General features: G+C 62.3%; 22 protein-coding genes. 14 read left to right on the plus strand and 8 right to left on the minus strand.

Annotated features, from left to right (window positions below):
• Positions 1–39: 39 nt before the first annotated feature.
• The 10 genes from hypF to R3C13_RS10650 all read left to right on the plus strand — a co-directional run bounded on the left by hypF (position 40) and on the right by R3C13_RS10650 (position 10550).
• Positions 40–2274, plus strand: coding sequence for a carbamoyltransferase HypF (gene hypF, locus R3C13_RS10605; RefSeq protein ID WP_371310790.1), 2235 nt, complete (start codon positions 40–42; stop codon positions 2272–2274).
• Between the two features lie 4 nt (positions 2275–2278).
• Positions 2279–2503, plus strand: coding sequence for a HypC/HybG/HupF family hydrogenase formation chaperone (locus R3C13_RS10610; RefSeq protein ID WP_371310791.1), 225 nt, complete (start codon positions 2279–2281; stop codon positions 2501–2503).
• Positions 2500–3645 carry a hydrogenase formation protein HypD gene (gene hypD / locus R3C13_RS10615; RefSeq protein WP_371310792.1) on the plus strand — a complete coding sequence of 382 codons (1146 nt, stop codon included), beginning with the start codon at positions 2500–2502 and terminating at the stop codon, positions 3643–3645. Before R3C13_RS10610 ends, hypD begins: the two co-directional genes overlap by 4 nt.
• Positions 3642–4694, plus strand: coding sequence for a hydrogenase expression/formation protein HypE (hypE, locus tag R3C13_RS10620; RefSeq protein ID WP_371310793.1), 1053 nt, complete (start codon positions 3642–3644; stop codon positions 4692–4694). Before hypD ends, hypE begins: the two co-directional genes overlap by 4 nt.
• Positions 4695–4890: 196 nt before the next feature.
• Entirely contained in the window at positions 4891–5373 is a 483-nt protein-coding gene (locus tag R3C13_RS10625) for a hydrogenase maturation protease (RefSeq protein WP_371310794.1), read from the plus strand.
• Complete coding sequence (locus R3C13_RS10630) at positions 5370–5807, plus strand: hydrogenase expression/formation C-terminal domain-containing protein (RefSeq protein ID WP_371310795.1); 438 nt, start codon at positions 5370–5372, stop codon at positions 5805–5807. The genes R3C13_RS10625 and R3C13_RS10630 overlap by 4 nt, the downstream gene beginning before the upstream one ends.
• Positions 5804–6862, plus strand: coding sequence for a hydrogenase small subunit (locus R3C13_RS10635; protein WP_371310796.1), 1059 nt, complete (start codon positions 5804–5806; stop codon positions 6860–6862). The genes R3C13_RS10630 and R3C13_RS10635 overlap by 4 nt, the downstream gene beginning before the upstream one ends.
• Before the next feature lie 4 nt (positions 6863–6866).
• Entirely contained in the window at positions 6867–7526 is a 660-nt protein-coding gene (locus tag R3C13_RS10640) for a nitrate reductase (protein ID WP_371310797.1), read from the plus strand.
• Positions 7523–8797, plus strand: a complete 1275-nt coding sequence (locus tag R3C13_RS10645) for a (Fe-S)-binding protein (RefSeq protein WP_371310798.1) — start codon at positions 7523–7525, stop codon at positions 8795–8797. The genes R3C13_RS10640 and R3C13_RS10645 overlap by 4 nt, the downstream gene beginning before the upstream one ends.
• A gap of 10 nt (positions 8798–8807) precedes the next feature.
• Positions 8808–10550, plus strand: a complete 1743-nt coding sequence (locus R3C13_RS10650; RefSeq protein WP_371310799.1) for a nickel-dependent hydrogenase large subunit — start codon at positions 8808–8810, stop codon at positions 10548–10550.
• 2 nt (positions 10551–10552) lie between these two features.
• On the opposite strand, the gene R3C13_RS10655 is transcribed toward R3C13_RS10650, so the two are convergent.
• Both R3C13_RS10655 and epmA read right to left on the minus strand, forming a co-directional pair.
• Complete coding sequence (locus R3C13_RS10655; RefSeq protein ID WP_371310800.1) at positions 10553–11599, minus strand: lysine-2,3-aminomutase-like protein; 1047 nt, start codon at positions 11597–11599, stop codon at positions 10553–10555.
• Positions 11596–12621 (minus strand): EF-P lysine aminoacylase EpmA, encoded by a 1026-nt coding sequence (gene epmA / locus R3C13_RS10660; protein ID WP_371310801.1) that lies wholly within the window; start codon positions 12619–12621, stop codon positions 11596–11598. Before epmA ends, R3C13_RS10655 begins: the two co-directional genes overlap by 4 nt.
• Positions 12622–12769: 148 nt before the next feature.
• Between epmA and efp the strand changes: the two genes are divergently transcribed.
• Entirely contained in the window at positions 12770–13342 is a 573-nt protein-coding gene (gene efp, locus R3C13_RS10665; protein WP_371310802.1) for an elongation factor P, read from the plus strand.
• Positions 13343–13404: 62 nt separating this feature from the next.
• On the opposite strand, the gene R3C13_RS10670 is transcribed toward efp, so the two are convergent.
• From R3C13_RS10670 to R3C13_RS10680, 3 genes are read right to left on the minus strand one after another with little or no spacing between them, the layout of a single operon-like run.
• Positions 13405–13908, minus strand: coding sequence for a tellurite resistance TerB family protein (locus tag R3C13_RS10670; protein WP_371310803.1), 504 nt, complete (start codon positions 13906–13908; stop codon positions 13405–13407).
• A 39-nt stretch (positions 13909–13947) separates the two neighbouring features.
• Positions 13948–14517 (minus strand): hypothetical protein, encoded by a 570-nt coding sequence (locus tag R3C13_RS10675; protein WP_371310804.1) that lies wholly within the window; start codon positions 14515–14517, stop codon positions 13948–13950.
• A 37-nt stretch (positions 14518–14554) separates the two neighbouring features.
• Entirely contained in the window at positions 14555–16627 is a 2073-nt protein-coding gene (locus R3C13_RS10680) for a tetratricopeptide repeat protein (RefSeq protein ID WP_371310805.1), read from the minus strand.
• Positions 16628–16951: 324 nt separating this feature from the next.
• On the opposite strand from R3C13_RS10680, the gene R3C13_RS10685 reads away from it, so the two are divergent.
• Genes R3C13_RS10685 through R3C13_RS10695 form a run of 3 tightly spaced genes read left to right on the plus strand, consistent with a single transcriptional unit; the run spans position 16952 to position 22351 of the window.
• Entirely contained in the window at positions 16952–17590 is a 639-nt protein-coding gene (locus tag R3C13_RS10685) for an ImuA family protein (RefSeq protein ID WP_371310806.1), read from the plus strand.
• Entirely contained in the window at positions 17484–19091 is a 1608-nt protein-coding gene (locus tag R3C13_RS10690; RefSeq protein ID WP_371310807.1) for a DNA polymerase Y family protein, read from the plus strand. The genes R3C13_RS10685 and R3C13_RS10690 overlap by 107 nt, the downstream gene beginning before the upstream one ends.
• Positions 19088–22351, plus strand: coding sequence for an error-prone DNA polymerase (locus tag R3C13_RS10695; protein ID WP_371310808.1), 3264 nt, complete (start codon positions 19088–19090; stop codon positions 22349–22351). The genes R3C13_RS10690 and R3C13_RS10695 overlap by 4 nt, the downstream gene beginning before the upstream one ends.
• Here R3C13_RS10695 and rpe read toward each other — a convergent pair.
• From rpe to R3C13_RS10710, 3 genes are read right to left on the minus strand one after another with little or no spacing between them, the layout of a single operon-like run.
• A complete protein-coding gene (rpe, locus tag R3C13_RS10700; RefSeq protein WP_371310809.1) occupies positions 22348–23043 on the minus strand; it encodes a ribulose-phosphate 3-epimerase in 696 nt (231 codons plus the stop codon). The two genes, R3C13_RS10695 and rpe, sit on opposite strands and share 4 nt — an antisense overlap.
• Positions 23040–23993 (minus strand): CbbX protein, encoded by a 954-nt coding sequence (cbbX, locus tag R3C13_RS10705; protein ID WP_371310810.1) that lies wholly within the window; start codon positions 23991–23993, stop codon positions 23040–23042. The genes rpe and cbbX overlap by 4 nt, the downstream gene beginning before the upstream one ends.
• A 52-nt stretch (positions 23994–24045) precedes the next feature.
• Positions 24046–24444 carry a ribulose bisphosphate carboxylase small subunit gene (locus tag R3C13_RS10710; protein WP_371310811.1) on the minus strand — a complete coding sequence of 133 codons (399 nt, stop codon included), beginning with the start codon at positions 24442–24444 and terminating at the stop codon, positions 24046–24048.
• Between the last annotated feature and the right edge of the window lie 10 nt (positions 24445–24454).

The following is a 24454-nucleotide window of genomic DNA, read 5'->3' on the forward strand; positions in this document are numbered from 1 at the left end:
ACAGCCTTTCCCCCGGCGCAAAGCAGGATCCGCCAATCAGTGCGGATCCGCGGCGCTGTTCAGGGGGTTGGCTTCCGTCCCTTTGTCTGGTCTCTGGCGCATGGCGCCGGCCTCACCGGATGGGTCAGAAATGATAGCGACGGTGTACTTGCCGAGATCGAAGGCGATGACGATGCCGTGTCATCCTTCCTCAGCCACCTGCAGTCACAGGCGCCGCCGCTCTCCCGCATCGATACAATCGAAACGCAGGAAATTTCTCTGAAGGGCGATGCCGAATTTCAGATCCTCACCAGTTCAGCCGGTGAGGCAGCCCGAACGATCATGCCGCCGGATGTCGCCACCTGTGGCGCCTGTCTCGCCGACATGTTCGACCCGGCAAACCGGCGTCATCTCTATGCCTTCACGAACTGCACCCATTGTGGGCCACGCTACACCATTACCCGCGCCCTGCCCTATGACCGGCCGCAGACCTCGATGGCGCCATTCATCATGTGCGCCTCCTGTCAGGCCGAATATGAAAACCCGGCAGACCGGCGCTTCCATGCCCAGCCGAACGCCTGCCCGGACTGCGGGCCGCAGCTTTCCATGGCTCCATCAGAGATCGTCAGGCAACTGGAGGATGGCAGGCTTCTCGCAATCAAGGGGCTTGGCGGGTTCCATCTGGCGGCCGATGCGCAAAATGAGGAAGCGGTCGGCCAGTTGCGCAATCGGAAGGCGCGGGATGGCAAGCCATTCGCCATCATGGTCGCGAACATCGAGAGCGCGCGCAGGCTGGCCGAACTCTCACCAGACGAAGAAGCCCTGCTGACAGACCCGCGCAGGCCGATTGTCGTGTGTCCCGCTCGAAGCGATGCAGGGATTGCCGCCAGTGTGTCGAATGGACTCCCGACCATCGGCCTGATGTTGCCCTACACCCCCCTGCACTACCTGATCTTCCATGCAGCCATGGGCGAGCCCGAAGGAATCGGATGGCTGAACCAGGCACAGGATTTTGTGCTCGTGATGACGAGTGCAAATCCCGGCGGTGAACCGCTGGTGATCACCAATCAGGAAGCGACTGAACGGCTTGGACAGATTGCCGATACAATCGTCACACACGATCGCGACATCCTGATCCGCTGTGACGATAGCGTCGTTCGCATGATCGACGGTGCACCGGCTTACCTGCGCAGGGCGCGCGGGTACACACCGGAGCCCATTCCGCTGTCGCGGGACATGCCGCCCATTCTGGCTGTCGGCGCTCTTCTGAAAAATACGATCTGCGTCACACGAGGGCGCGAGGCGTTCCTGTCGCAGCATGTGGGCGACCTCGACAATGCCGCAACGCTGCGCTTCTTCCGCGAGGCCGTGGCGCATATGACCGGTATTCTTGATGTTGAGCCCGAACTGGTCGCCTGCGACCTGCACCCGGATTTCCTGTCTGCACGCTACGCGGAGTCACTTGGCCTCCCGCTTGTGCCGGTTCAGCATCATCACGCCCACATTGCTGCTGTCGCAGCGGAACACCATCTCGACGGACCGCATCTGGGACTGGCGCTGGACGGATTCGGCCTTGGAGCAGATGGCGCGTCCAGCTGGGGCGGTGAATTCCTTAAGGTCGACGGCGCACGATACGACCGGCTGGGTCATCTTGCCCCGCTGCACATGCCCGGCGGTGAGGCCGCTGCAAGGGAGCCCTGGCGGATGGGCGCTGCGGCCCTGCACCAGCTCGGGCGGACCAGTCAGATTGCGCAACGTTTTTCTGAAATTGAAGGCTCGGCATTGGTGCAGGCCATGCTGGAGCGGAACGTCAACGCGCCGGAGACCTCCTCCGCAGGCCGACTGTTCGACGCCGCCTGCGGTCTCCTTGGTGTGCGCCCCTTTGCCCGGTTCGAAGGCGATGCAGCCATGGCACTGGAAGCCCTTGCAACTGCCCCCAAAATCCTGCCGGGCGGATGGCGATTGACTGAACAAGGCCAGCTGGACCTTTCCCCCTTGCTCGGCGCCCTCGATGGCATGGGAGCTGAAGACGGGGCGGCCCACTTCCATGGCACACTGGCTGCGGCGCTGGCGGACACCTGCGAGCACTTCATTCGCCGACACGCCCTTCCGGCACGCGTGCTCGCGGGCGGCGGCTGTTTCCAGAACCGCGTCCTGACGGAAATGCTCGCAGGCCTGCTCAGTGACAGGGGCATAGACCTCCTGCGGCCAATCAAGGCGCCCGTGAACGATGGCGGCCTCAGCCTCGGCCAGGCATGGGTCGCCGCCAATACTGTCATCGAATTGGAGGGCTGACCGGATGTGCCTCGCAATCCCCGCGGAAGTCCTCAGCATAGACGGCGAACTGGCGACCGTAGACCTCGACGGAGTTCAGATGCCCGTTTCTCTGGCGCTGGTCGATGGTGTCTCACCCGGCGACTTTGTCGTCGTCCATGTCGGCTACGCGCTGACCGTCATCCAGCCGGAAGAAGCCGAAGCGCAGCTTGCCCTCATGCGCGGCGCAGCGATGGGGGACGCGACATGAAATATGTCGACGAATTCCGCGATCCCGCTGCAGCCCGCAACCTTGCTGCCTCTATCCGCGCCGAGATCCATCCGGACCGGGATTATCGCTTCATGGAATTTTGCGGCGGGCACACCCACGCGCTCTGCCGCTTCGGCCTCGAAGACCTGTTGCCCGGCAATATCCGCATGATCCATGGCCCCGGCTGTCCCGTCTGCGTCCTGCCAACGGGCCGGCTCGACATGGCAATCTCCCTCGCCCTTTCGCACCCAGACGTCATCCTGTGCACCTATGGCGACCTGATGCGCGTCCCGGCGTCGAAAGGCGACACGCTGCGCGGAGCAAAGGCCCGCGGCGCCGATATCCGCATGATCTACTCACCGGCTCAGGCGGTTGATATCGCAGCGGCGAACCCGGACCGGCAGGTGGTCTTCATGGCCATCGGCTTTGAAACGACGACTCCGCCCACGGCCGCCAGCATTCTTGCGGCCGAAGCAAAGCGCCTCACCAATTTCACCGTCCTCTGCAACCACGTCCTGACGCCGGCCGCCATCGATGCAATCATGACGACCGCGGACGGCGCAACCGGCGCGCAGCTCGACGGTTTCATTGGCCCCGGCAACGTGTCGACCATTATCGGCGCCGAGCCATATGAGGCGGCGTCCGAAACCTGGCACAAGCCCATCGTCATTTCCGGCTTCGAGCCGAACGACCTGCTGCAGGCGATCCTGATGCTGGTCCGGCAGGTCAATCGCGGCGAGACGGTCGTGGAAAATGCGTTCGCGCGCGCCGTCCGCCCCGGCGGCAATACGAAGGCACAGGATATGTGCGGGCGGGTCTTCACGATACGGAACAGTTTTGAGTGGCGCGGGCTCGGCGAAATTCCCGGCAGCGCGCTCAGGCTTGCCCCCGCCTATGCAGCATTCGACGCTGAAGCCCGTTTCGGCATCGACTACGTCTCGACGCCAGACCACAAGGCCTGCGAATGCGCCGCCATCCTTCGCGGAGAGAAAGCCCCGCGCGAGTGCAAGGTGTTCGCGACGGCCTGCACGCCGGAGCATCCGCTCGGCTCCTGCATGGTCTCGCCGGAAGGCGCATGCGCCGCGCATTATCTCTACGGCCGCTTCCGCAAGGCACCGGAACCGAGCCCCGCCGCAACATGAGCGACCGCCGCCTGTTCACCCGCAGGATCGACTTGCGCAAGGGCCATGTCGAACTCGTCCATGGCGCCGGCGGCAAGGCATCCGCCCAATTGTTCGAGGAGCTGTTCCGCCCCGCCTTCTCAAATCCCGCGCTCGACCGGGGCGACGATTCTGCCTGCCTCACGATGGAGGGCGGCCGTATCGTGGTCGCCACCGACGGTCATGTCGTCAGCCCGCTGTTCTTTCCGGGCGGCGACATCGGAAGCCTCGCTGTGCACGGTACGGTCAACGATCTCGCCATGGGCGGTGCAACGCCGAGACATCTGACAGCCGGTTTCATCCTTGAGGAAGGCTTCCCCTTCAGCGACCTCAAACGCATCGTCGACAGCATGGCCGCCGCCGCTGCAGAGGCAGGCGTTACAATCGTGGCCGGCGACACCAAGGTCGTCGAACGCGGCAAGGGTGATGGCATCTTCATCACGACAACCGGACTCGGCATCCTGCCGGCTGACTGGCCGGAGCCGCCCGGCGCCCACCGGGCCCGGCCGGGCGACGTGATCCTTGTATCCGGTACGCTCGGCGATCATGGCACGACCATCCTTGCCGCGCGCGATGACCTGCCCCTGATGGCACCGATTGAAAGCGACACCGCCCCGCTACATGGCCTCGTAAGCGCTCTGCATGCTGCGGCCCCAGGCGTGCGGACGCTGCGCGATCCGACTCGCGGCGGCTTCGCAACAGCAATCAATGAAATCTGTCGTGCGAGCGGCACCGGTGCACTGGTACGCGAGCCTGCCCTCCCGATCCGGCGACCGGTGGAAGCTGCCTGCGAAATCCTTGGCGTCGATCCGCTCTATCTCGCGAATGAAGGCAAGCTGATTGCTATTGTCCCGCCCGCCGAAGCCGACGCAGCTTTGGCCGCACTGAAGTCGCACCCGCTTGGCGCCGATGCCGCCATCGTCGGTGAGATTGTCGCAGACGAAGACTGCTTCGTGCAGGTCGAAACCGTAATGGGCGGGCGCCGCATGCTGGACTGGCTGGTCGGAGACCCTCTGCCGCGCATTTGCTGACGCCCCGTCCAAAAGCCGCGCAACAGGCGAAGTGTTTAAAAGAATTCAATTATCGGGGTGGCTCTTTGACCTATCTCAAAGCACTATGCCAGCACTGCTACCAAGGTTGCGGCATGAATCCGGAATCGCGCAGCTATGCGTCCGGCATGATGCGTGGGGACTCCGGTTCGATGGAACTGGAAAGGGGCGATTTGGCATGACGGTGCGATCGGCACTTGTCCTGGGGTTGGGGAACAGCCTGATGACCGACGATGCCGCCGGCCCTCTGGTCATCGAGTTCCTGCAGTCTGCGGGTCTTGAGAATGTCCGCCTTTGCGATGGCGGTACGGCCGGCCTCAACCTGCTGCCGGAAATCGAAGCCTGCGATGCCATCATCGCTGTGGATGCAGCACGTTTCGGCGCGTCGCCTGGCACGGTGCGCACATTCGAGGGGGCCGAGATGGATCATCAGCTGCGAGGCCGCAAATCTACCGCACATGAGGTCGCGCTGGCAGACCTGATGGCCGCTGCCGCGCTGATCGACGCCTGCCCCGAAAAGCGTGCACTCGTCGCCGTGGAGCCTGCCGTCGTTCGCCTCGGCCTTGAACCCACGCCGGAAGTGGCAATCGGGATTCCACGTATGGCGGAAGCAGTGGTGAGCCTGCTTGATAAGTGGAACGCAGAGGTGGCCGCCTTATGAGCAACCTGATAGATCGGCGGTCTACAACAGACATGGCACCCTACACGACAGGGCTTGCCAATGCCGTCCTTCGGGAAATCTCGGAACTGCTGGACCGCCTCGTGACAACAGGAGAGGCCGGCTCCATCGACCTGCACAGCCTCCCCATGACGGATGGCGACCGGGAACAGCTCAAGGAAAAACTCGGCACCGGCGAAGTCAGCGTCAAGCTGGACGTGGCCGGGAGTTCCACGCTGGACGAAACCGGAATCGCCGGTGTCTGGTGGGTTCGCCATGAGGGCGGCGACGGCCGCCTCGCCGCCGAAATTATCGAAATCACGCATGTGCCCGCAATTCTCCTGTCACACAGGGACGACATGATTGCGGGACTGAATCGCCTCGACGAGCTGCTGGACGCGCCCGCCGATATGGATACGGAGGATATGACGGGATGAGTGGAAAGCTGACCCTTGGCGAGCATATGAGCCAGAGGGGCGTCTCACGGCGCGCCTTCATGAAATACTGCTCCTATCTCGCTTCCACCATGGCGCTGTCGCCGGCCATGGCCCCCGCGATGGCGCAGGGATTGGCTGCCGCGCGGCGTCAGGCCGTGATCTGGCTGTCGTTCCAGGAGTGTACCGGCTGCACCGAATCGCTGACGCGCTCCTACAGTCCGACGCTCGAAGACCTGATTTTCGATTTCATCTCTCTCGACTATCACCACACGCTCCAGGCCGTGTCAGGATTTGCGGCCGAGGAAGCCCGCGAAGCCTCGATGGAAGAGAACAAGGGCAAGTATATCGTCATCGTGGACGGTTCGGTTCCGACGCGCGATGGCGGTGTCTACTCCATGATTGCCGGGCGCACGAACCTCGACATCCTCGCCGAGACCATCGAAAACGCCTTTGCAGTCGTCGCCGTCGGCACTTGTGCGGCGTTCGGCGGATTGCCTTACGCGAAGCCCAACCCCACCGGGGCCGTCCCGATCTCCGACCTTGTCGGCAGCAAGCCGCTTATCAACATTCCGGGCTGCCCGCCGGTACCGGAAGCGATGACCGGCACGCTCGCGCATATCCTCGCCTTCGGGGAACTGCCGGCGCTCGACGACAAGCACCGCCCGCTCGCCTTCTTCGGCGAGTCCATCCACGACCGGTGCTACCGCCGCCCCTTCTATGAGCGCGGCCTATTCGCCAAGAGCTTCGACGATGAGGGCGCCCGTAAGGGCTACTGCCTCTATGAAGTCGGCTGCAAGGGCCCGATCGCCTACAATACCTGCGCCACCACAAAGTGGAATGGCGGAGTGTCCTTCCCCATCCAGTCTGGACACGGATGTTTCGCCTGCGGCTCCCCCAATTTCTGGGACCAGGGCGGCTTCTACAAATCCCTGCCCTCGAAGACGACCAGTATCGGCAAGATGGCCGCAGCCGCCGCTGTAACAGGCGCAGCCCTCGGCGCCGGTGCGGCCTTCGTGGCCTCAAACAGCAAGAAACAAGCGGCGAAGGAGACATAGAGCCATGGACCTTCTCGACTTTGCCCGGGGCCCCGCCCTTCAGTTTGCCGCCGGTGTTTTCTGTTTCGGCGTCGCCTGGCGCCTTGCCGTCCTGATCTTCACGCCGCAGGCCCGCGACCTGACGCCCGCCCGTAAAGGCGCCCTGCCGGGGCCTGTTGCCGGCGCACGGGAAGTGTTCCGGCGCATGTGGCCGGAAATGCACCCCACCGGCTCCAACATGTTCACGACAATCAACGGCTACGTGTTCCATCTGGGCCTAGCCATCATCGTGTTCGGCTTCGCGCCGCACATCCAGGTGATCAAATCTTTCTTCGGGATTTCATGGATTTCGCTGCCGCCTGTCTTCATCCATGTCGCCGGTGGCATCACCATGGCGTCCCTGCTGGCAGCGCTCGTCAAACGCCTGACCAGTCCGGTGTTGAAACTCCTTTCGACGGCGGATGACTACATCACCTGGGCCGTGACCTTCGCACCACTGGTCACGGGCTACATTCTCGTCGGCCGACTGATCCAGCCCTACAACACAGCGCTCGCGCTCCACATTCTCAGCTTCGCCGTGCTGCTGATCTGGTTCCCCTTCGGCAAGCTGATGCACGCCTTCATCGTCTTCCTGTCCCGCGCCCGGACCGGCGCTCATCTCAACCATCGTGGAGCCCAGCTATGACGGGCAACGCCAAATCCGCCGCTGACCTCACAGACGCCGAGGTCAAATCCGCCGCCGACAAGCTGCTCTCCCTCGTGGGCGGCAGCATCGCAACCTATACCGAAGCGTGCCTGCGCTGCGGCCAGTGCGCCGAGGCCTGTCACTTCTACCACGCCAGCGGCGACCCGAAGCACACGCCGGCCTACAAGCTGGTCCCCATCGCCAAGGCCCACAAACGCTCGGTCTCGCCGCTCGGCTGGCTCGGCCTTGCCCCAAAGGTCACGCGCGAAGACCTCGCCGAGTGGGAAGAGCTGATCTTCGACAGCTGCACCATGTGCGGGCGCTGCACCATCGTCTGCCCCATGGCGATCGACATTTCCTCCGTGGTCGCCTCAACCCGCCAGGCCTTTGCCAAGGTCGGCCTAGGCCCTGCTGACCTGCGCGAAGCCGCCGACAATTCGCGTGACCGCGGCAGCCCGCTGGGCCTGACGCCGGAAGCGCTCGAAGACCGTATCGAATGGCTGGCCGACGACAACGAACTCGACATCCCGCTCGACAAGGACAAGGCCGAAGTCCTCCTCACCGTCTCCTCGATCGAGATGATGAAATATCCCCAGTCCATCGTCGGCATGGCGAAGCTGATGAATGCCGCTGGCGCGGACTGGACCTTCAGCTCCGTCGGCTATGAGTCGACCAATTTCGGCTATCTCTCCGGCCGCGGCGACATCGCCCGCACCATGATCGAACGGATCACCACCGCCGCCGAAAAGACCGGCGCCAAAACGGTCGTTATTCCCGAATGCGGCCATGCCTTCGGCGTCATGCGCTGGTCGGCCGCGAACATCCTCGGTCGCCCTCTGCCTTTCGAAGTGCTGCATATCACGGAATATCTCGCGGCCCTCAAACGCGCAGGCAAGCTGAAATTCAAGCCCTATGACGGCTCACTCACCTATCACGACCCCTGCCAGATATCCCGCCGCGGCGGCGCAACCGAAGAGGCCCGCTACCTGCTCGAAGACTTCGCAACCGACTTCCGCGAAATGACCCCCACCGGCAACCGCAACTGGTGCTGCGGCGGGGGCGGCGGCGTGCAGGCCATGGCCCGCGCAGCAGACCTCCGCCACAAGGTCTTCCAGATCAAGATGGACCAGGTGGAAAAGACCGGCGCCGAAACCCTCATCTCTTCCTGTGCGAACTGCCGCCTCACCATGGATGAGAGCGCCGAGCATTTCCACTGGGACCACAAGCGCGACAGCCTGATTGAGCTGCTCGCCGACCATGTCATTGAATAGGAATTGAACGATGGCTGACCGCGTCGTTGTAGACCCCATCACCCGTATCGAAGGCCATCTGCGCATCGAGGCAGAGACTGATCCCTCAGGCGGCATCACACAGGCCTACAGTTCCGGCACCATGGTGCGCGGCATCGAGATCATCCTGAAAGGCCGCGACCCGCGCGAAGCCTGGGCCTTCGCCCAGCGCATCTGCGGCGTCTGCACGCTGGTGCACGGCATCGCCTCGGTCCGCTCCGTCGAGGATGCGCTCGACTACAAGATCCCGGCGAACGCCCAGCTAATCCGCAACCTGATGATTGCCGCGCAATATGTGCACGACCATGTCATGCACTTCTATCACCTGCACGCGCTCGACTGGGTGGATGTCGTCTCGGCGCTGAAGGCCGACCCGGCGGCAACGTCCGCTCTCGCCCAGTCCATCTCCGGCTATGCCAAATCCAGCCCCGGCTATTTCGCCGACACGCAGCAGCGCCTGCGTACCTATGTCGAGGCGGGCCAGCTCGGCATCTTCGCCAATGGCTTCTGGGGGCACCCGGAATACCGACTGCCACCTGAGGCGAACCTCATGGCCGTCGCCCATTATCTCGAAGCGCTCGCCTGGCAGCGCGACGTGGTAAAGCTGCACGCCATCTTCGGCGGCAAGAACCCGCACCCGAACTTCCTCGTCGGCGGCGCGCCGAGCCCGATCAGCGCCGCGCCCGGCGCGGACGGCGCGGCCGCGACCAGCGTCAACATCCTGACGCTCGAAACCGTCCGGACCATCATCAAATCCATGCAGGCCTTCGTGAACGAGGTCTACATCCCCGACACGCTCGCTATCGCAAGCTTCTACAAAGACTGGTTCGCCCGCGGCGAAGGCGTCGGCAATTTCATGACCTTCGGGGATTTCCCGTCACACGGCATGGACGATCCGGCCTCCTGGCTCATCCCCTCCGGCGTCATCCTGAACCGCGACTTGACACATATCGAGCCGGTCGACCTCAACGACCCCACACAGGTCGAGGAATTCGTCGCCCACTCCTGGTATGATTATGAGGGCGGCAAGGATAAGGGTCTTCACCCCTATGAGGGCGAAACCGCCCTGCACTATGACGGCCCCGCGCCGCCTTATGACCAGCTCGACGTCGACAAGGGCTATTCCTGGCTGAAATCGCCGCGCTGGCGCGGTCATCCGGTCGAGGTCGGCCCACTCTCGCGTGTACTGATGCTCTATGCCAGCGGCCACGAGCCGACGCGCGACCTTGCCACCTACGCCCTCGGCAAGCTGGAACTGCCGATCGACGCGATGTTCTCGACGCTCGGCCGCACAGCGGCGCGCACGCTCGAATCCAAGATCGTGGCGGACCAGATGGAAGGCTGGCTCAACACCCTCATCGCCAACATCAAGGCGGGCGATGTGGCCGTGCACAACAAGGAAAAGTGGGATCCATCGACCTGGCCTAAAGAAGCGCGCGGCGTCGGCTTCATGGAAGCGCCGCGCGGTGCGCTTGCACACTGGATCGTCATCAAGGACGGCAAGATCGACAATTATCAGGCCGTCGTTCCCAGCACCTGGAATGCCGGCCCGCGCGACGCCACCGGCGGCATCGGGCCCTATGAAGCAGCCCTTATGGACCGGCACTCACTTTACGATCCGAAACAGCCGCTGGAGATCCAGCGCACTGTCCACAGCTTCGACCCCTGCATCGCCTGCGCCGTGCATGTCGTCGACCCGGATGGCGAGGAGCTCAGCTCGATCCGGGTCTGCTAGGGTCAGTCCCGTTCGTAAGGATAAAGTTGCCCATCGCGGCCCCGCAGGGCTTTTCCGTCCGGCGTCTGAACAATGTCGCTTGGCGCAGCGTTTGCCTTGGAAACGCCGCCGGGAATATCGATCACATAGTGCGGCAGGGCGAGGCCGGACACGCGGTCGCGCAGGTCCGAATAGATTGCCTGTCCTTCTTCCACGCTCAGCCTGAAATGCCCCGTTCCCGGCGCCAGGTCCGGATGGTGCAGGTAATACGGCCGCACCCGCGCTGCCACGAGTGCCTGCATCAGCTCCGCCAGCGTGCCGGCATCATCATTAACGCCGCGCAGCAGGACCGTCTGCGCGAGAAGCGGGAAACCAGCGTCGGCAAACATATTGAGGACGTACCGCGTCTCCAGCGACAGCTCCTGCACATGATTGATGTGAAGGGATACATACACCGCCTTGCCAGAGGCTTGCAGCGCCTCGACATAAGCCGCCGTTATTCGCACAGGATCGGCCACCGGCATCCGGGTGTGCCAGCGGATAATACTGACATGCGGAATCGCCACCAGCGCCTGCGTCAGCGCCCCTGCCCGGGCCGCCGACAACATGAACGGATCGCCGCCCGTCAGGATCACTTCACGGACTTCCGTATGCGCACGGATATAATCCAGCGCATTTCCCAGCGCCGCAGGCGTCAGCGCCTCGCCCAGGTCCGGCCCCACCATTTCTCGGCGGAAGCAGAAGCGGCAATAGACCGGGCAGACTGCGACAGGCTTCAGCAGCACCCGGTCAGGATACCGGTGCACGATTCCTGGCACCGGCGAATGCGTATCGTCACCGATCGGATCCGCCAGCTCCTCCGGCGTGCGCAGCATTTCCTCCGGTCTCGGAACGAACATGCGGGCAATCGGATCATCGGGGTTGTTGCGGTCAATCCGGCTCGCGAGGAACGGTGTCACTGCGATGGCGTAACGCTCCGCCACGGGCGCCAGCGCTTCGGCATCCGCCGAGCCGATCAGGCCGGCGGATTGAAGCGCGTCCGGCGTCGTCAGGGGGCGCTGGCGGCTCATGTCTCAACCGGCGTCCATTGCACATCATGAATGGACCGCGCGCCCGTGGAGAGGATCACCAGACGATCAAAGCCGAGGGCCACACCGCTCGCATCCGGCATGACGCTGAGCGCCGCGAGGAAATCCTCATCCACCGGATACCGCTCGCCATACAGCGCTTGCTTCAGCACCATATCTGCCTCGAACCGCGCGCGCTGCTCCACCGGATCGGTCAGCTCATGAAACCCGTTCGCCAGTTCCACCCCGCAGGCATACAGCTCGAACCGCTCCGCAAAGCGCGGATCGTCCGGACAGGCGCGGGCCAGCGCCGCCTCGCAGACCGGATAACGCTGCAGGAGTGTGAGGCGCCCCTCTCCCAGCCGCGGCTCGATCTTCGAAACGAGAACGGCGGAGAAGATGTCTGTCCACGCCGCATCGTCCGGAACGCCCACGCCGGCGGTTTTTGCCGCGGTCAGAAAGCCTTTTGAGTCATCCAGATACGACTCCAGAGCAACACCAGCGTACCGGTTGAACGCCTCAACCAGCGTCAGATGCTCGGGCTCCAGCGCGGGATCGCAGGCCCGGCCCTTCCACTCGAACGCCTCCCGGCCTGTGGCAGACAGCGCCGTCCGGCAAAGGGAAACCGCATCCTCCATCACCTCGCCAATGTCTGCCCCGGCGCGGTACCACTCCACCATCGTAAACTCCGGCGAATGCAGCGCGCCCTGCTCCCGGTTGCGAAAAACCTTCGCGAAATCAACGATCTTGGTTTCGCCCGCCGCCAGCAGTTTCTTGCAGGAAAACTCCGGCGATGTGTGCAGGAACAGCGGCGCCCGCCGCCCGTCATCGGTCAGGAACTGCGTCGCAAAGGCGTGCAGATGCGTCTCGTTGCCCGGCGAAACCTGTAGCGCGGCACAGTCCACCTCCAGGAACCCCTCCCCGGCGAACCAGCCCCCAAGCGCTGCCCGGATCTGCCCTCGCTGCAACAGGAACGGCCGGCGGTCACGGTGCCGCGCGGGGTGCCACCATCTCCCTTCCGTCATGCCCTGATTCACCTCCGGAAAACGCCGAAATATGTGCACTGGCGCTTGGCGAAACCTGCAAGTGCCGGTATGGCGGAGCCCAATCTGCCGCTCCGGATGGGAGCGCTCTACAGCACCGGAACCCATCCGGGCAACTCGGGAACACGTCATGGCCGTTGAAATCGCAGCGAACGTCCGCAGGGGCAATATCATTGAGCACACCGACGGGCAGCTCTATTCCGTCCTGAAGGCGGAATCCTTCCGCCCCGGCAAAGGCACGCCGACCACAACGATCGAGATGCGCCGCATCTCGGACGGCATCAAGATCGTCAACACCTACAAGACGACCGACAAGCTTGAAAAAGCCTTCGTGGAAGAAGTGGACTACACCTACCTTTACCTCGACGGCGACAATTACGTGTTCATGCACCCCGATACCTATGAACAGGTGTTCGTGCCGGGCTCCATGCTGGGTGATAACAGCGCGTACCTGCAGGAAAACATGGCCTGCACGCTGCAGATCTTCAATGGCGCCCCGGTATCCCTGACGCTGCCGGCCCGCATCACCGCCACGATCGCCGAGACCGAGCCGGTGGTGAAAGGCCAGACGGCATCGGGCAGCTACAAGCCGGCAATCCTGGACAATGGTGTGCGCATCATGGTGCCCCCGCACGTCGAGGCTGGCACCCGCGTCGTCGTTAATACGGAAGACGGCTCCTACATGGAACGCGCCAAGGACTGACCCTTCAGGCGATCCCTTCAACAGCGGCCGGCCAATTCAGCCGGCCGTTTTTGTTTGGGCGTCTAGTAGCGGTGTTTCAGGGAAATCACCCGGGAAACCATCCTGGCGTCTTCCGCTTTGATATTCAGCTTGACGATGAGCTGTTCCAGGAACTCTGCTTCCGCCGGCACAAGCACACCATCGGCGAGCGAAATGTCGAGGCAATGCGTGAAGACCGACAGACGCATGTCCGACGGCAGCGCTTCACAAGCCTCCGACAGCCAGTCCGGCCGGTCGGAGCGCCGCTTCAACACGACACTGTTCGCATGCGCGAGCTCATTCTCGTCGAGGTTTTTGAGGGTGCGCGACCTGTGCGCGAGCGCGCGGATTTCCTCCTGCTCCTGCGGCGCAACCCTGCCATCCGCAAACGCAGCGGAAAGGACGAGGCACAGGAACGCTTCGGGGATGGTCCAGTCGCTCTGATGATCCGGAAACTCCGACACCAGATCCTTCAGGGTGAAGCCCGGCTTTTCTTCAACTGTCAGCGTCGTGAACAGCGTCTGTGAGGTTTCAGATGGATCGCTCATGGGAACTCCTCAGGGAATAGGGGATTGGGATCGAATGGTTCAATCGGGACGCGGGCTCTGCGGCACGGGCGGCCAGGCCTGGATCTCCGATTTCAGGGCCTGCAGCGCATCACGCCGGGCCCGCAGCGCAGCCACCGTGGTGTCGAGCCATTCCACGTCCTCGGGAAGCTTCCTGAGGCGCGCCGGCGCATTTGCGCGGACGGGCTCTGCCAACAAGGCAGCGATCTCCTGTTCCAGCTGATCTGCCTGGCTCTGGAGGGCGGCTATGCTCTGGTAATCGGCGTAGGAGTCGAGCGCCTGTTTCTGGCTTTCGATCTTTGCGTTCGCCTCGGCGATCAGCCCGTCCTTTGCCTCAAGCGCTTTGACTTGCTCTGCCACCGTTGTCTCGAGCGCGGCCACCTGCGTATTCAGGTGCCCATAGGCGAGTGCAGCGGCTGCCAGTCCCGCCGCAATGACACCGGCCAGGAAGATTGACGTGATCAACAGTCGCGCTTGTCCGCGCCGGGCCTGCTGCACCCTGTCGGACAGTTCCGCAAAGTCGCTCTGGGTCGGGACCGGCTGGAAAACCTGCAGGCCCGAATTGTCTTGATGTTCTACCGGAGTGGTCATGCTGCATACCCTGACAGTCTGGGATTGGCGGATGGAACTAGGAGGCGCCTGAACATTTCAGAACTCCGTATTGCCCGAAGAAAGACTCAAGGTCCGGCCAGACGGGATCTGCCGGGCCCAGTTGGATGTCCCGCCGGCACCGCGCGACAACGGAAAGGCCCTGTTCCAGCCTCCGGGGCACATCAACGTCGCCCGCCAAATCGTCAAACCTGACCCTCGTCTCATAAGCAGGCGCGCTGCCGGAGAGGTTCTGCCCCTCGCGGAAGGCGTCCTCGGCGGCGCGCAGAATGCTCCGCCACCGTGTCTGGGACGGCAGATTGTAGGCACTCACCTCCGTCAGCTGTGCTTGCTTGAGATAGAACATGCCCTTGAGCAATTTGCCCTCCGGGCTCCGGACATCCGGGCAATTTGAAGCGCTTACGCCTGACTCGAGATCAGCGCCGCCAAGCAGGATCGTGGCAAGGCAGGCCTGCCGGGAATATTTCCAGATTTGCGTGCCGCCATTGGCGGCGATCATGGCGTGATCCATCGCCCGTTGTTTCCAGCCGGTCGCGCGCTTCTTCGTCTCGATGATCGAGAGCATATAATGCGCCTCCATGAGGCGGCTCCCCGTGAGGCTGCTCACGGCGCGAATGAGCGGCGCCTGGGCGTCCACCACAGCGCCATTGGCAAAGCGCCGGCGGCCAATTTCGTATTCCACTTCCGCGTCGACCGGGCCCTGTGCGGATGCGCGTTCGAGAACCTGAAGCGCCTCTGCCGGATTACCGACCCGGTCCAGCAAGTCCGCCAGCGACAGGCTCGCTTCCACGCGATCGAGGCCATTCAATCCACTTAGGGCTGCCTCATAAGCACGGATCGCCAGATCAGTCTGCCCGGACATCTGGTAGGCTTGCGCAAGCAGGTAGGATCTTTGCGCCGTCGGCTCCAGAGATACAGCTTCGCTGAGCGCTGCGCTCCCCTCCTGGATCAGCGGCGCGGCATCTTCCGACGTGGAATATGTCTGCGCCAGCTCAAGCTGGCTTTGTCCAAGCAGTTCGAGATCTCTCGCCCGGCCACCCACATCCGTCGTGGTTCCGGACAAGTCAGCGCTTGTCCTGAAGGCTTCCACGGCATTTTCGAGATGCGCACGCCTGCTTGCCCGGTCCGCCAGGGCGAGCCAGCGGTGAACCTCGCCCAGGCCTCGGTATGACGGCAAGGTGAACCGGTCGACTTCCAAGGCTTCGTGATACCGTGTGATGGCAGCGATGGCCGCGTCGGTATTGGACGTTTCGGCGGACGCCAATGAGCGCCGGATGCTTTCGGCATGGTCGAACGAAATCTCTGCCAGCCGGTCAGATGCGGTTGCCTTGTACCGGGGGCATTGGTCCACAATCTTCGCCAGATCCTGCAGATATGCGTGCTCCTGCGCACGCCCCAGCTCACTGTTCACCCGCCATCTGAGGTCCAGTCCCTCGCAGGCGATCTGCGCCTGTAGCTTGTCGGCCTCTTCCAGCTCGGCCGGAGCGAGGGCGAGGCTGTTGAGCGTTTCGGCTGCCTGCGTCAGGCATGATGTCTTACCACCGCAGCTGTCCACGCCGTTTTCGGTATCTGCGAGACCTTGCAGTGCCCGGCTCCTGAGGATCGCACGGCGAAGAACGAAGCGGCTATCGGCCAAGCTAGCGGCGGCCGACGCGGCGTTGCTCATCTGGTCATCGCCCTGATTGGCAACGGATAGTTCGGCAAGCGAAAGTGCGCTGCTGAAACAGTCTCCCGGCGCAGGACACAGATCATTTTCTGCGTTGCCCTGCCCCAGTGCCAGATACGCACTGGCCGCATTGAAATAGGAGGTAGACCGGTCGATGCCGCTTCTCGCGGGGTCGCCTGCTGCGGCCCCACCTGCGCAGGATGCCGCCATCGCGGTTGCCGCCGCTTCGGTCGCCGGCACGGTCACATCCCTGAGAAAACAATCTCCTGTATCGGCCCAAACCGGCATCGTGCTTGCTGCACCGGCGGCCGTGGATGCGCACCCGGTGGCGCACACAGCCAATACCCCGAGCAGCGACAGAAGCTTTATCCGCCCTGTCTTCTCCGCCGACCCGACAGATCTGCCCTTGATGCCAGTCTGTGTCATGGGCAGTCACGCTCCTGAGGACGATTTCGTCCGATGGTCTGGTACGCCCCACGTTCGCGGCAGGGCAGAAGAAACGCTACACTGTGTCAGGATAGATGGGCCCAGCCCCTCAAACTTGAGATCGGTCAAATGCCGGTCGGCGTTCCGTCGCAGGCGGCCCATCCTCAGGCCCGAATGATCACGAGGGCATTGACTCCGCCCCGGAAAAGAACAAAAAGAGAACATATGGATCTTGCCATGCTCAAAGCCAGCGGCCTCCTCAGGCACGCAAGGGCCGTCCGGTCACGACCCGCTGACTTCCCATTCGGGCTGGGCAGAAGCGGTGTGCACGAGGTTGCGGAGGCGGCCTATGGCGACCGTGCCGCGGCAACAGGCTTCATTCTGACGGCCACCCAGCCGGCCAAAAGCACCATCTGCCTGTGGATCAGCCAGACCAGCCTTGTCCATGATCTGGGCCATGTTCCGGAAAGGGCTCTGCGTGAGCTGACAGCAGACAGGATGCGCCGCTTTTCGGTCGTCACCCGCCATGGGTCAGAGGCACTCTGGGCTGCCGAGGAAGCCATCATGTCCGGCGCCGTCCATCATGTGATTGCCGAAGTCGAAGAGGCGGATTTTACTGCCACGCGGCGCCTTGCCCTTGCTTCCGAGAAGCATGGCGTTCCTGTGACCCTGCTGCTGCCGCACCGTTGCGAAGGGGCAACCGCCGCCGCAACGCGCTGGCGTGTGTCTCCCCGCCCTTCCGCCCCGAACCGCTATGATCCGCACGCTCCCGGCGCATCCCGCTGCCGTGCCGTACTCGAGCGATGTCGTATCGCCCCTGAAGAGGCCGGGCGGGTTTTTGATCTTGAGTGGAATGATGAGACGTTATCTCTCGGTATGGTTTCCGGAATGGTCGCTGGATCGGCTACGGCGCGCCCGTCGCGGGGCAACAACAGCCCGCCTCCCCAGCGAAAAGCCGGCTGACCTGAAACCCTTTGTTCTCTATGAAAAATCCGCTCACGGACTTGTCGTTGCCGTCGCCAACCTGCCCGCACAGGCGAACGGCATCCACCCCGGCCTCAGCCTCACCGATGCCCGTGCCACATTGCCGGACCTGCAGGCAGAGGAACTCGACCGGCAAGGTGACCACATGGCGCTGGCAGGGCTTGCGGCATGGATGGTCCGGTTTTCTCCTCTGGTCGGCTTTGACGGAGAGGACGGCCTCATCCTCGAAACGACGGGATGCGATCATCTGTTCGATGGCGAGGCGGATATGGCCGCCAGTCTCTCCACACGTCTGACCCGGACTGGCTATGCCCACCGCATCGCCTTTGCCGGCACGCCCGGCGCTGCTCACGCCTTCGCCCGGACGGCAGCAGGAGACAATGCCCCCGTGATTCAACCGCCGGGAACCGATGCCGAAGGACTGGCAGACTTGCCTGTCAGGGGCTTACGCCTCTCCGATACGACCGAAGCCCTGCTACGCCGGTTCGGCCTTACCCGGATCGGCCAGCTTTACGGTATCGATCGGAAGGCCCTGGCGCGCCGGTTCCATTCACGGCAGGCCGCCGAAGCCGTCGGCCTACGACTCGACCAGGCACTTGGTCTGCGTCCGGCCCCGATCCTACCCCTGCGCGCGCCTCCGGAGTATACGGCCCGCCTGCCCTGTCCGGAGCCGCTCACCGATGCGCCGGGCATAAGCGCAGGCCTTAGCCGGCTGACAGATGAACTGTGCGCACAACTGGCCCGCTCCGGGCTGGGCGCGCAATGCTTTGGCTTCCACGCATTCCGCTCTGACGGAGAGGTCTGCAGCCTGCATGTCAACGCCGCCCGGCCTGTCCGCGACCCGGCACATGTCCTGCGCCTCTTCCGGGAACGGATCGAGCGCATAGATCCCGGTTTTGGCATTGACCTTCTTCTGCTGGAGGCCCTGCGGACCGGCCCCATGGAAAGTGGCAGCCGCCCGCTTGGGGACGATATCGCTCCGGTCGCAATAGACGAAATCGCTCTGGCGGCACTGGCAGACAAGATCAATGCGCGACTTGGCGAAGGGATCGTCACATTCACCTCTCCGGAGGCGCGTCATCCCCCTGACGCATCAGAAGAGCAACGCGCCTTTGCCGGAAAAATACCGGAAGGCGCTTCCGCACCTGACATCCAGTCCGGCCTGCGTCCGGTCCGTATGCTTTCCCGGCCCGAACGGATCGAGGTCATCGCCGAGGTGCCGGACGGACCGCCTCTCCGTTTTGTCTGGCGCCGGGTCGTACGGCGGGTCGTGCGCGCCGACGGACCCGAACGGATCGCACCGGAATGGTGGACCTACCTGTCCCCCGCCAATGGAAGAGCCTCCACCCTTCCCCGCACACGGGACTATTATCGTGTCGAAGACGAGGGTGGACGGCGCTACTGGGTCTTCCGCGAAGGCCTCTATGGCGACGGACGCGGCAGCGGGCCTGACTGGTTCGTCCAGGGGATGTTCGCATGAACCGTTTCGCCGAACTCGCCGTCACTACCAATTTTTCCTTCCTGCGCGGAGCAAGCCATGGGGCCGAACTGGTCCTGCGCGCTGCGGAACTTGGCCTCGAAGCGATTGGCGTAGCAGACCGGAATACGCTTGCCGGAGTGGTGCGGGCGCATACTGCGGCAAAAGCCATCGGCCTGCGCCTGCTTGTCGGCGCACGTATCGTGCCGGTCAGCGGACCGGACGTGCTGGTCTATCCCATGGACCGGGCCGCCTATGGCCGCCTTTCCCAACTCCTCACGTGCGGGAAGATGCGCGCAAAAAAAGGCGAGTGTTATCTGGAACTCGCCGATCTCATTTCGGCGAGTGAAGGCCAGGTGATGATTGTCATCCCCCCCTCGAATCCGGATCCAGAATTCGAGGAAACTCTCAGCACCTTCACCCAGGCCGCACCGGGACGCACCTATCTTGCCGCGCGTTATACCTATGCCGGACGCAACCTTGAACGGATTGCGCGCCTCGAGGATATCTCCATCCGCACAGGCGCACCGCTGGTTGCTACAAACGATGCTCTCTACCACATCCCTGACCGCCGCCCTCTCCAGGACGTGCTGACCTGTATCCGCGAGCACTGCACCATCGAGACGGCCGGCTTCCGTCTCGAGGCAAATGCCGAGCGCCACCTGAAAAGTCCGGATGAGATGGCCCGCCTGTTCAAAGGTTTTGAGGCAGCGGTCGAACGCACAGTCGAGATTGCCGATCGCTGCTGCTTCAGCCTCGATGAGCTCGCATATGAATATCCAGACGAGCCCGTGCCTCCCGGCTCCACCCCGCAGGAGCATCTGGAATATCTCGCATGGAAAGGCGCAGATGCACGTTATCCCAAAGGCGTTCCGGAGAAGGTCTCCCGGCAGATCCGCGAAGAACTCGACCTCATCGGAGAACTGTCTTACGCCCCCTATTTCCTGACCGTGCATGACATCGTCGCCTGGGCGCGCAGCAAGAACATTCTCTGCCAGGGGCGTGGATCGGCCGCCAACTCCGCTGTCTGCTACTGCCTCGGCATTACCAGCGTGGACCCCACTCTAACCAAACTCCTCTTCGCCCGCTTCCTGTCAAAGGAGAGAAAAGAGCCACCGGACATTGATGTCGACTTCGAGCACGAACGGCGTGAAGAGGTCATTCAATATGTGTACGACCGATACGGACGGGACCGGGCAGCCCTCACGGCGACGGTCATTTCCTACCGTTCACGCTCTGCCGTGCGCGAAGTGTGCAAGGCGCTCGGGCTCAGCGAGGACATTTCCGGCGCGCTCGCCAATGGTGTCTGGGGGAGCTGGAACGATGCCATGCCTGACAAGCGCATTGCCGAAGCCGGCCTCGATCCGGCAAACCCGCATATCCGCCGCGCCATCAGGCTGACGCGCGAACTGATCGGCTTTCCACGACATCTTTCCCAGCATGTCGGCGGCTTTGTCCTCACCCGCAGGCCGCTCACAGAGACCGTCCCGATTGGAAATGCAGCCATGGACGAGCGCACCTTCATTGAATGGGACAAGGACGACATCAGCGCGCTTGGTATCATGAAGGTCGATGTGCTCGCACTCGGCATGCTAACCTGCATTCGCAAAAGCTTCGACCTGCTCAAAGTTCACAAGGGAATAAGCCAGACACTTGCGAGCATTCCGCAGGACGACACACAAACTTACGACATGCTCTGCAGGGCAGACAGCATTGGTGTATTCCAGGTTGAGAGCCGGGCCCAGATGGCAATGCTCCCGCGCCTGAGGCCGCGCTCCTTTTATGACCTGGTCATCGAAGTTGCCATCGTCCGGCCGGGGCCGATCCAGGGCAATATGGTGCACCCTTATCTGCGCCGTCGGAAAGGCCTCGAAGCGGTGAGCTTTCCAAGCCCATCGCCTGACAAAGGCCCTGCGGATGAATTGCAGTCCATCCTTGAGCGGACTCTCGGCGTGCCCCTGTTTCAGGAACAGGCCATGCAGATCGCGATTGATGCGGCAAAATTCACACCCGATGAAGCCAATGGCCTGCGCCGGGCCATGGCGACCTTCCGAAATCTCGGCACCATCCACCATTATGAAGGGATGCTGGTCTCGCGGCTGATAGAGCGTGGCTATGATCCGGCCTTCGCGGCAGACTGCTTCAATCAGATAAAGGGATTTGGCGAATACGGCTTTCCCGAAAGCCATGCAGCCTCATTCGCCCTGCTGGTCTATGTCTCCTCCTGGATCAAATGCCATCACCCGGACGTTTTCTGCGCAGCGCTCCTCAACAGCCAGCCCATGGGCTTCTATGCGCCAGCTCAGATCACACGCGACGCGCAGGAACACGGTGTCGAACTCCGCCCTGTGGACGTGAACCATTCCGATTGGGACAACACCCTTGAACCCGCCGAGGTAGATGAGGGGCGGTTCGCCGTCCGCCTTGGCTTCCGGCAAGTAGATGGCCTTGCCAAAACCGACATGGAATGTCTCATGAGTCTTCGCGGTCCGGGTTATAAGACCCCCGACACCCTCATACGCCGCACAGGCCTCGCCCGCGCCATCCTGGAACGTCTCGCCGCCGCTGACGCCTTCCGCTCAATGGGCCTGTCCCGCCGCGATGCGCTCTGGCAGGTGCGTGGCAATGCGCTGGGCCACACACTCCCCCTTTTTGCCGCCGCCGACGCAGCAGAACAGGGAACCGAGGCAGATGTGGACCTGCCACAGCCCCCTCCCTCGGAACATATCTTACAGGACTATCAGGCCACCCGGTTGTCGCTCGGTGGTCACCCCATGCACTTCCTGCGGGATGTGCATACGGCTCGTGGCGCACTGACCACAGCCGAAGCTGTCCGGCAGCCTGATGGTGTGCGTATTAGAACTTCCGGGCTTGTCCTCGTGCGCCAGCGCCCAGGCACAGCCAGTGGCGTCGTGTTCATTACCCTCGAAGATGAAACCGGGATCGCAAATCTTGTGGTCTGGCCGCGCGTGCTTGAGCGGTTTCGTCCTGTCGTAATGCGCTCACGGATTATTCTGGTTGTCGGCCACGTCCAGACGGCAGACAATGTCACCCACATTGTCGTCGACCAACTGATCGATTGCACGGGTGACCTTTCTCTGCTTTCGGAAGACGCCTTGCGGGATCCCCTGAGCGGCATTCTGGCAAGACCTGACGAAGTCGCCCGGCCGACGCATGATCACAGAGGAAAGCAGGCAGCTCATCCCGGTGCCCGCCACCCGCGAAACGTCCGCGTTATCCCCCGCAGCCGGGACTTTCATTAAGCAGGCACGGCACCAAGGGCGGCTTCACGTATCGCGCGGATGTTCTCGCCATATCGAGCCGGCTTTTCAAATGACCCACCCCCGAACACCGCGGACCCCGCCACCAGCACATCCGCTCCCGCCGCAGCGACCAGAGGCGCTGTCTTTGGAGAAATGCCACCATCGACTTCGATATGAATGGGCCGGTCCCCGATCATGGATCTCAGCTTGCGGATCTTGTCGACTTGAGATGGGATAAAGGCCTGTCCGCCAAACCCCGGATTGACGCTCATCACGAGCACCAGGTCGACCCTGTCCAACACATACTCCAGACGTTCCGGAGGCGTGGATGGATTGAGCGAGACACCGGCCTTGCACCCAAGATCGCGAATGGCCTGAAGCGAACGATCCAGATGAGGGCCAGCCTCTTCATGAACGGTAATTATGTCCGCCCCCGCAGCCGCGAATTCGGCAAGAAACGGATCTGCCGGCTGGATCATAAGATGCACATCCATGATCGTAGAAATGTGCTTGCGGATCGCCTTGCATACGACCGGACCGATTGTCAGGTTCGGCACAAAATGACCATCCATCACATCGACATGAACCCAGTCACAGCCCTGATTTTCAATCGCCGCAATCTCAGCGCCCAAATTCGCAAAATCGGCAGAGAGGATGGAGGGCGCGATTTTTATGGAACGGTCAAAGGTCATGTCTGTTTCCTCGTCTCAACGGATGTCGCCAATGTCCGATCGCTGTCGAGCCCGCCACGAAACACACGGCTGGCCCGGAAGTCGGCTTCCTCCAACGTCGCGAGGGCTTCACGACCAACAGGCCCCTTAGCCGTTTCAAACACCCTGCTGGCCTGACGCAATCGTGCTCTGTCGAAGGCATTGCGTATGGAACGCGCATTCGCAAAATGCGGCTGCTGGCGACGCAAGGCAATATATTCGATCATCGCTTCTTCTGCCTTCCCGGACAGGGTGTAGTTCTGCTCATCAGCAATATGCTTCGCGATCTCCAGAAGCTCCGCATCCGTATAGTCCGGAAATTCGATGTGATGAGCGATGCGGGATCGAAAGCCGGGATTGCTCTCAAAAAAGCGATCCATCCGATCTGCATACCCAGCAAGGATAACCACCAGATCGTCGCGGTTGTTCTCCATCACCTGCAGGAGAATTTCGATCGCCTCCTGGCCATAGTCACGCTCGTTTTCTGGCCGGTACAGATAATAGGCCTCATCTATGAAGAGGACGCCACCCATGGCCTTCTTCAGCACCTCTTTCGTCTTGGGTGCGGTGTGGCCGATATACTGACCAACCAGGTCATCCCGTGTCACCGAGACGAGATGCCCCTTACGCACATATCCAAGCCGGTGGAGCAGACTGGCCATCTTCAATGCAACAGTCGTCTTGCCGGTGCCCGGGTTTCCCGTGAAACTCATGTGCAAGGTCGGCGTCGCTTGCGCCAGCCCCATCGCCTTGCGTGCACGCTCAACCATGAGAAATGCCGCGATATCCCGAATTCTTGATTTTACCGGCTTCAGACCAATCAGTTCGCGGTCAAGTTCATCCAGAATATCGCGAACACCAGATGCCTGATATTCCGCAAACAGGTCGAAGCTTTCAACCTGGTCCTCGCCCGAGGTGGTTGCTTCATTCACGTTGCCTGCTCCAATCCGATAACGCCCGACATACGCGCAGCAAGCTCGCCGGCTATTGTCCTACGGGCCGAACCATGTGCGTGTAACCAATGGACCGTCCGTTGCGCTCGGTGCGCATCATTGCAATCTTTGGCTCAATCTTGGGACGGTTCACAATGAAGCTGAGAACAACTGACTCGACGCCTCTCGAATTGTCGAAGGCGTTGAGCCGGATATAGCTGTCCGGAAACGCCTGCCGGCATTCTTGCAGTTCGATCATAACGCCTTTGGGGTCTTTGAGGTCGAACATCGGATTGCCCCACATTTCCCAATAGGTGTTCCTCGGGTGCGGATCGTCCGAATGCTCGATCCCGATCGCCCATTCGCGATCAAGGCAATACTCCACCTGCTTTGAGATCTGATCGTCGGTCAGGTCGGGCAGGAAAGAAAAGGCTCCTTGCGTGATACGCATACTGATCGCT

Source organism: Hyphomonas sp. (assembly GCF_041398385.1).
Classification (GTDB): Bacteria; Pseudomonadota; Alphaproteobacteria; order Caulobacterales; family Hyphomonadaceae; genus Hyphomonas.

Bases quoted from the DNA above. Each gene is read 5' to 3' on its own strand.
- R3C13_RS10610 (WP_371310791.1), top strand. From the start codon at position 2,279: ATGTGCCTCGCAATCCCCGCGGAAGTCCTCAGCATAGACGGCGAACTG.
- hypD (WP_371310792.1), top strand. From the start codon at position 2,500: ATGAAATATGTCGACGAATTCCGCGATCCCGCTGCAGCCCGCAACCTT.
- hypE (WP_371310793.1), top strand. From the start codon at position 3,642: ATGAGCGACCGCCGCCTGTTCACCCGCAGGATCGACTTGCGCAAGGGC.
- R3C13_RS10625 (WP_371310794.1), top strand. From the start codon at position 4,891: ATGACGGTGCGATCGGCACTTGTCCTGGGGTTGGGGAACAGCCTGATG.
- R3C13_RS10630 (WP_371310795.1), top strand. From the start codon at position 5,370: ATGAGCAACCTGATAGATCGGCGGTCTACAACAGACATGGCACCCTAC.
- R3C13_RS10635 (WP_371310796.1), top strand. From the start codon at position 5,804: ATGAGTGGAAAGCTGACCCTTGGCGAGCATATGAGCCAGAGGGGCGTC.
- R3C13_RS10640 (WP_371310797.1), top strand. From the start codon at position 6,867: ATGGACCTTCTCGACTTTGCCCGGGGCCCCGCCCTTCAGTTTGCCGCC.
- R3C13_RS10645 (WP_371310798.1), top strand. From the start codon at position 7,523: ATGACGGGCAACGCCAAATCCGCCGCTGACCTCACAGACGCCGAGGTC.
- R3C13_RS10650 (WP_371310799.1), top strand. From the start codon at position 8,808: ATGGCTGACCGCGTCGTTGTAGACCCCATCACCCGTATCGAAGGCCAT.
- R3C13_RS10655 (WP_371310800.1), bottom strand. From the start codon at position 11,599: ATGAGCCGCCAGCGCCCCCTGACGACGCCGGACGCGCTTCAATCCGCC.
- epmA (WP_371310801.1), bottom strand. From the start codon at position 12,621: ATGACGGAAGGGAGATGGTGGCACCCCGCGCGGCACCGTGACCGCCGG.
- efp (WP_371310802.1), top strand. From the start codon at position 12,770: ATGGCCGTTGAAATCGCAGCGAACGTCCGCAGGGGCAATATCATTGAG.
- R3C13_RS10670 (WP_371310803.1), bottom strand. From the start codon at position 13,908: ATGAGCGATCCATCTGAAACCTCACAGACGCTGTTCACGACGCTGACA.
- R3C13_RS10675 (WP_371310804.1), bottom strand. From the start codon at position 14,517: ATGACCACTCCGGTAGAACATCAAGACAATTCGGGCCTGCAGGTTTTC.
- R3C13_RS10680 (WP_371310805.1), bottom strand. From the start codon at position 16,627: ATGACACAGACTGGCATCAAGGGCAGATCTGTCGGGTCGGCGGAGAAG.
- R3C13_RS10690 (WP_371310807.1), top strand. From the start codon at position 17,484: ATGAGACGTTATCTCTCGGTATGGTTTCCGGAATGGTCGCTGGATCGG.
- R3C13_RS10695 (WP_371310808.1), top strand. From the start codon at position 19,088: ATGAACCGTTTCGCCGAACTCGCCGTCACTACCAATTTTTCCTTCCTG.
- rpe (WP_371310809.1), bottom strand. From the start codon at position 23,043: ATGACCTTTGACCGTTCCATAAAAATCGCGCCCTCCATCCTCTCTGCC.
- R3C13_RS10710 (WP_371310811.1), bottom strand. From the start codon at position 24,444: ATGCGTATCACGCAAGGAGCCTTTTCTTTCCTGCCCGACCTGACCGAC.